The sequence below is a fragment of the Streptomyces fuscichromogenes genome, assembly GCF_014645815.1.
Classification (GTDB): domain Bacteria; phylum Actinomycetota; class Actinomycetes; order Streptomycetales; family Streptomycetaceae; genus Streptomyces; species Streptomyces fuscichromogenes.
Genome location: NZ_BMML01000009.1, coordinates 237,087 through 243,966 on the forward strand (window position 1 = coordinate 237,087; position 6,880 = coordinate 243,966).

At 72.2% G+C, this 6,880-nt stretch carries 6 protein-coding genes; 5 read left to right on the plus strand and 1 reads right to left on the minus strand.

What is annotated here, in order from left to right:
* Positions 1-37 precede the first annotated feature (37 nt).
* The gene (locus tag IEZ11_RS21515; RefSeq protein ID WP_189264444.1) at positions 38-1,342 is read left to right on the plus strand and encodes a UDP-glucose dehydrogenase family protein; all 1,305 of its coding nucleotides are present in this window, start codon (positions 38-40) and stop codon (positions 1,340-1,342) included.
* Between the two features lie 325 nt (positions 1,343-1,667).
* Here IEZ11_RS21515 and IEZ11_RS21520 read toward each other — a convergent pair whose 3' ends face one another.
* Positions 1,668-2,891: a CdaR family transcriptional regulator gene (locus tag IEZ11_RS21520; protein ID WP_189264445.1), complete on the minus strand. Its 1,224-nt coding sequence runs from the start codon at positions 2,889-2,891 to the stop codon at positions 1,668-1,670.
* A gap of 194 nt (positions 2,892-3,085) precedes the next feature.
* Here IEZ11_RS21520 and IEZ11_RS21525 point away from each other — a divergent pair, with 194 nt between their 5' ends.
* From IEZ11_RS21525 to IEZ11_RS21540, 4 genes are all read left to right on the plus strand, one after another.
* On the plus strand, positions 3,086-4,033 hold the full coding sequence (locus tag IEZ11_RS21525) for a substrate-binding periplasmic protein (protein ID WP_229713270.1): 948 nt from the start codon (positions 3,086-3,088) through the stop codon (positions 4,031-4,033).
* Positions 4,034-4,042: 9 nt separating this feature from the next.
* Positions 4,043-4,810, plus strand: a complete 768-nt coding sequence (locus tag IEZ11_RS21530; protein WP_189264446.1) for an amino acid ABC transporter permease — start codon at positions 4,043-4,045, stop codon at positions 4,808-4,810.
* The gene (locus IEZ11_RS21535) at positions 4,807-5,610 is read left to right on the plus strand and encodes an amino acid ABC transporter ATP-binding protein (protein WP_189264447.1); all 804 of its coding nucleotides are present in this window, start codon (positions 4,807-4,809) and stop codon (positions 5,608-5,610) included. The genes IEZ11_RS21530 and IEZ11_RS21535 overlap by 4 nt, the downstream gene beginning before the upstream one ends.
* The coding region (locus IEZ11_RS21540) for an NAD(P)/FAD-dependent oxidoreductase (protein ID WP_229713271.1) at positions 5,607-6,880 on the plus strand (1,274 nt) is incomplete at its 3' end. The genes IEZ11_RS21535 and IEZ11_RS21540, both read left to right, overlap by 4 nt.

The following is a 6,880-nucleotide window of genomic DNA, read 5'->3' on the forward strand; positions in this document are numbered from 1 at the left end:
AAGGGGTCTCTGAGCACCATGTGCGGAAGGCGATTCAGTGTCTGCCCGTGTGACAGTCATCGGCACCGGATATCTCGGTGCCACCCATGCTGCCTGTATGGCGGAAATAGGCCACGAGGTACTCGGACTCGACGTCGATCCGGACAAGGTCGCCACACTGCGATCCGGCCGGGTCCCTTTCTATGAACCCGGTCTGGAAGAACTTCTGGCCAAACACGTGGCCACCGGGCGGCTGCGCTTCACCACCTCGTACGAGGAAGTCGCCGAATTCGGCGAGGTCCATTTCTCCTGCGTCGGCACCCCGCAGTCGCCCGGCGGCAACGCCGCGGACCTGCGCCACGTAGACGCCGTGATCGAACACCTGGCCCCGCTGCTGGCCGGCCGGAACGCGCTCGTGGTCGGCAAGTCCACCGTCCCGGTCGGCACCGCCGAGCGGCTGGCGGCGATGCTGCCCGAGGACGCCGAACTCGCCTGGAACCCCGAGTTCCTGCGCGAGGGCTTCGCGGTCGAGGACACCCTGCGGCCCGACCGGCTGGTCTTCGGTGTGCGGTCGGCGGCGGCGGAGGCGCGCCTGCGGGCGGTCTACGCCCCGGTCATCTCGCACGGAACCCCGGTCGTGGTCACCGACTTCCCGACGGCGGAGCTGGTGAAGACCTCCGCCAACGCCTTCCTGGCCACCAAGATCTCCTTCATCAACGCCATGGCCGAGGTCTGCGAGGCCGCCGGCGCCGACGTCGCCCTCCTCGCCGAGGCGCTGTCCCACGACACCCGCATCGGCGGCCGCTTCCTGCGCGCCGGTGTCGGGTTCGGCGGCGGCTGCCTGCCCAAGGACATCCGCGCCTTCATGGCCCGAGCGGGAGAACTGGGCGTGGGCCAGGCACTGACCTTCCTCCGCGAGGTCGACCACATCAACATGCGCCGCCGCGGCCGGGTCGTGGACCTGGCGCGCGAAGCGGCCGGGGGCGGCTTCCTCGGCCGCCGGATCGCCGTCCTGGGCGCTGCCTTCAAGCCCGACTCCGACGACATCCGGGACTCCCCGGCCCTCAATGTGGCCGCGCAGATCCACCTCCAGGGCGGCAACGTCAGCGTCTACGACCCCAAGGCCATGGACAACGCCCGCAAGGCGTTCCCGACCCTGGCCTACGCGGCCTCCGCCGAGGACGCCCTGTCCGAGGCCGACGTCGTCCTCCACCTCACCGAGTGGCAGGAGTTCCGCGATCTGGACCCCGCCGCACTGAGGGACACCGTGGCGCGGCCCTACGTCATCGACGGCCGCAACGCCCTGGACGCCGGACGCTGGCGCGCGGCGGGATGGACGTACCGGGCCCTCGGCCGCCCCTGAGAACAGCCGACGCGTCCCATGAACGCGTCGACCGAGACAGCCGACGCGTCCCACGGGCGCGTCGACCGGGACAGCCCCGGGGCGCTCTTCCCCCCGCGCCCCGGGGCGCTCTTCTCCCCGTCTCCGGTCACCTGTCCGCTTGACCTGCAAAGACGTCGGCTGCGCGGTGCCCGGCCCGGCGGCATGCGTTGCTGCGGCAGGACGACTGGCGAGGCGTCAACGCAGGCGGGTCCAGCCGCAGTCGGCGGTTTCGCGGGCGGGCCTCGCCCGGTTCGGGTTCACCCACCTGCCGTCCCGCGCCGTCCCGCGTCCTCGACGGCGCCCTTCAGCGACCCCCGCTACGCCGTCGTACGGCGGAGTCGGTGCCGCCGCCCAGCCGGTCCGCCAGGCAGGCGAGGTAGAGCGCCATCGTGGTCCGGTGTTCGCGCAGCGGGCGGCCGGTGATCTGCTCGATCTTGTTCATCCGGTAGACGACGGTGTTGCGATGGACGTGCAGCGCCGCGGCGGCCCTGACCAGGTTGAACCCGCTCTCGCACCAGGCGGTGATCGTGTCGCGGAGCGCCGGCCAGTCCGGCTGGGCGCGCAGATCCGCGGTGGTGCGGTCGACCAGCCGGTTGCGGGCGGACTGGCCCACCGCGGTCAGCACCTGGTGGACCCGCAGATCGGTGATCAGGTGGACGGCGGAGCCGCCCGCCACGCGGTTGCCGAGGCGAAGCGCCTCGCACGCGTCCTGGTAGGAGTCGTGCAGTCCGCCGACGGAGGTGGCCGGCTCGCCGATGCCCGCACGGGCGGTCAGTCCGTCCTGGGCGGCGATGACGTCGGTGACGCGGCGGCAGTCGGCGGCCAGGGACGCCATGGAGCCCGCAGCCGGCAACCGGTGCAGGACACCGATCCAGCCGGGGGCCGTGGTGGCGATGATGTCCTGGGGGTCCGCGAAGACCTCGCCGACGGTACGCAGCAGTTCGGAACGGACCAGCGCCAGGGTGGGGGCACCCTGGCGGTGGGCGCTCTGGCGGTGGACCGGCACGCTGGGCACGGTCACCTCGAACGCCACCGCGACCCGCCGCAGCCGCAGGTCGAAGCCGAGTTCGGCGGCCCGGAACACGAGGAAGTCGCCCTCGACGACCTCGGGATCGTAGGCGGCGATGTCGGCGAGCAGCTTCTCGCCGGCGCGCTCGGCCAGCAGACGGGAGCGCAACATCACGGACTCCCGCAGCAGGATCTCCGTCTGACGCTTCACCAGCAGGCCGAAACGCCGGACCTGGGCCGGCGTCCCGGTGATCCCGACCGTCCCCACCGCCTGTCCGCCCGCGATCAGCGGCAGGGTGACGCCGGGGCGCACGCCGCGCAGCTGCTGGGCCTGGGACGCGTTGTGCGTGGCCGGTTCCTGGGAGCGGACGACCTCGACGGACGCCTCGTGGAAGGTGCCGACGCGGCTGCTGTCGCCGCTGCCGATGACCATGCCCTCCGCGTCCGTGATCAGCACGTTGAAGCCGATGACCGCGGAGGTGTCCCCGGCGATCTCCTGCGCGAGTGACGGGCTCAGCACGGGCGTTCCTCCCGTCGAGGGGCGGGCCGGGGTTGGACGCACCGTACAGGGAGGGGAACGATTCCAGCCACAACTTCGTGCGAAGCGACCGGTGACGCGGGCCGGGCAGCTCCTTAGCGTATGGGCCCAGTCACATCCCCGCCGGGGGCACAGCGCGGTGAACGGCGGGCTCCCTCAGCCGGAACGGAAGGCTCATGCCGATGATCCGTGTGCGCTCCATCGCCGCCTCTTTGTCAACATTCCTCCTGCTTTCCTCCGTCGCGGCCTGCGGCTCGGGCGGTGCCGACACCCCGAAGAACGTCTCCGCGAAGACCGCCGCGCTGGGCACCCTCACGCCCGGCGTCATCAAGGTCGCCGTCGAGCCGTACGCGCCGTACACCACCGTCAAGGGCGGCAGGATCGTCGGCCTGGACGGCGACATCCTCGCCTACGCCGCCAAGAAGCTCGGCCTGGAGATCAAACCGCAGGTGACGGACTTCGCCGGCATGCTCGCCGGGGTGCAGTCCCGCCGGGTCGACATCACCATCGGCGGCGTCGCCTGGTCCGCCGACCGGCAGAAGCAGGGCCTCTTCACCGACCCGCCCTACTACTCACCCCCGGCCATGGCCGTCCGCGACGGCAAGACCTACCGGACGGTCGACGACCTGGAGAACCTGAACCTCGGCACGGTCGAGGGCTATGTCTGGGTCAAGTCCATCCAGTCCGTGCCCGGCGCCAAGCTGCACGCCTACCCGGACGCCAACGGCGTCTTCGACGACCTCGGCGCGGGCCGCATCGACGTCGGCTTCCTGGACCCGCTGCTCATCATCGCGGCCCAGAAGCAGCGCCCCGACCTGAAGATCAGCACCGAGTACCTCACCCCGCCCACCGCCGCGCAGGTCAAGGCGAAGCCCGCCTACTCCTACTTCCAGCCGTACCAGACCGGCTTCTACCTCCCCAAGCAGGAGCCGAAGCTGGAGAAGGCGATCTCCGCGCAGATCGACGCCATGTACCGGAACGGCGAACTGGCCAGGCTCATCAAGAAGTACGGCGGCGATCCCGAGCAGTTCCTCAAGCCCTCGGCCGACATGGCCACCGCACGCCGGGGCGTCGACCGGCCCGCGGACTGGACCCCGCCGACCATCGGCTCCAGCGGCCAGTGAGGGGATGACGTGTCCGGCTTCTTCCAGGTCCCCTGGTCCGACTACCGCCCCGACCTGACCGCCGCACTCGGCCGCACCGTGTCCTACACCGTGGTCAGCTTCGCCGGCGCGGTCGTCCTCGGCCTGGCGGTCGCGCTGCTCCGGCTGAGCCGGGTGTGGCCCGCACGGGCCCTCGCCGCCGTCTACACCGAGGTCTTCAAGAACGTCCCCCTGCTCGCCATCATCTTCCTCTCCTACTTCGGCCTGGCCTCGGCCGGAATCCGGCTGGACGTGTTCACCGCCGGCTGCCTGAGCCTGGTCGTCTTCTACGCCGCCTACCTCTCCGAGATCTTCCGCTCCGCGATCAGCGGGGTGCACGCCGGACAGACCGAGGCGGGCGAGGCACTGGGCCTGGGCCGGGCCGGCATCTTCGGGCACGTCGTCCTGCCACAGGCCGTCCGGCTGGCCCTGGCCGGGACCAACACCATGCTCGTCGACCTGCTGAAGTCCACCTCGCTGCTCGTCACCATCTCCGCCGCCGAGCTGATGTCGGAGGGACGGCTCATCACCTCGGCCACCTTCCGGGCGCTGGAGGTCTACCTGGTCATCTCCGCCGTCTACTTCGTCCTGTGCTACCCCCTCTCCCAACTGCTCCTGCTGCTGGAGCGGAAGGTACGGGCCGGAGTCCCCCTGTCCCCGTGGCGACGGCGGCGGATACGTGCCGCCCGCGCCCTGCTCGCCGCCGAACCCGCCGCCGGCCCCGGCGCGGGAACCGACCGGAAGGAGGCGGCCGTATGACCGAGCCCGCCACCACCACCGCCGGGACCAGGACCACGTCGCCGTCGCCCGCCGACGCGGTCGTCCGGATACGAGGTCTGCGCAAGGCCTTCGACGGCCGCACGGTCCTCGACGACGTGAACCTGGAGGTCGCCCGGGGCAGCATCGTGAGCGTCATCGGGCAGAGCGGCGGCGGGAAGACGACGCTGATGCGGTGTGTCAACCTGCTGGAGTCCCCTGACGCGGGCACGGTCGAAGTGGCCGGCGAGGTCGTGCACCAGGACGGCCGCAGGGTCTGCCGGGACCTGCCCCGGCTGCGCCGCACCGTCGGCATGGTCTTCCAGAGGTTCAACCTCTTCCCGCACCTCACCGCGGTGGAGAACGTCGTACTGGCCCAGCGCACGGCAGGCGTCCCCGAACAGGAGGCACTGGAACGCGCCGTCACGCTGCTGCGCCGGGTCGGCGTGGCCCACCGCGCCCTCGCCCAGCCCGAGCAGCTCTCCGGCGGCGAACAGCAGCGCGTCGCCATCGCACGGGCCCTCGCGCTCAGGCCCGAGGTGCTGCTCTTCGACGAGCCGACGTCCTCCCTCGACCCGGAGGCCACCCGGGAGGTGCTGAGCGTGATGCGGGAACTGGCCGCGGACGGCATGACGATGCTGCTGGTCACCCACGAACTCCCCTTCGCCCGCGAGGTGTCCGACCACGTCGTCTTCGTCGACCGGGGCCGGATCGTGGAGGCGGGCAGCCCGCGGGACGTCCTGGACAACCCCGCGCAGGCCCGGACCCGGGAGTTCCTCGCGGCGTACGGATCCGCGTCATGACCGCCCCGTCCGGCCTCGTCGGTGACGGCCCGGTGGTGGTGGTCGGGGGCGGGGTCGTGGGCCTCTGCACGGCCCACTACCTGGCCGAGGCCGGCGTCCCCGTGGAGATCGTCGAGCGGCGCGGCCTGGCCTCGGGAGCCTCCCGCGGCAACGCGGGCTGGGTCTGCCTAAGCCACTCCACGCCCGTCCCGGCCCCCGGCGTCGTGCGCTACGCCCTGCGCTCGCTGGGCCGCCCGGACTCTCCCCTCTACCTGCGCCCGCTGCCCGACCCGGCGTTCGCACGCTGGCTGTGGCGGTTCTGGCGAAGCAGCACACCGGCCGCGTTCCGGCGCGGCTACGCCGCGATCGCCGAACTGAACCGCGACACCTTCGACCTCTTCGACGGCCTGCGCGCGGCCGGGATCGACACGACGCTGACCCGTCCCGGCATGGTGCACGCCTTCCTGTCCCCGGCGGAGGCCCGACACCACCTCGCCGTCCAGCGGGAGATGGCCCACGGCCGCTACCCGCTGCCCGACGACGTGGTCACGGGTTCCGCGGCGCGGATGCTGGACGACGCGCTGTCGGCCGGAGTGCGCGCGGCCTACCTGGTCGAAGGGGAGGGCGTGGTCGACCCGGAGGCGTTCGCCCGCGCGCTCGGCGAGGGGCTCGCCGCATCGGGGGTGAAGATCCACGAGCACGCGGAGGCCACCGGATTCCGCACCTCCGGCGACCGGGTCACCGCCCTGCGCACCACCCAGGGCGAGATTCCGTGCGCGGCCGTCGTCATCGCGGCCGGCACGCGCTCCTCGGCCCTGCTGGGCCGGCTCGGGCATCCGCTGCCCCTGCAGGCGGGCAAGGGCTACAGCTTCTCGGTCGACCTGGACCCGGCGCCCCGGCACACGCTGTACTTCGGCGAGCGCCGGGCCGTCGCCTCACCGATCGGCAGCACCACGCGTATCGGCGGCACGATGGAGCTCAGCGGCAACAACAACCGCCTCGACTGGCGCCGTGTCGTCGCCGTCGCTCTCGCCAGCCGGCACTACCTGGGCCGCTGGTTCGACGACCCGGACGACCTGGTCGGCCTGATCCGCGACCCCTGGGTCGGGGGCCGGCCCTTCCTGCCCGACGGCCTCCCCGTCATCGACCGGGTCCCGGGCCACCACAACGCCTACGCCGCCACCGGCCACGGCATGCTCGGCGTCACCCTGGGCCCGGTCACCGGCCACCGGCTCAGCGAGTACGTCCGCACCGGCCGCCGCCCCGAGGCGCTGGCACCCTTCCGCTTCGA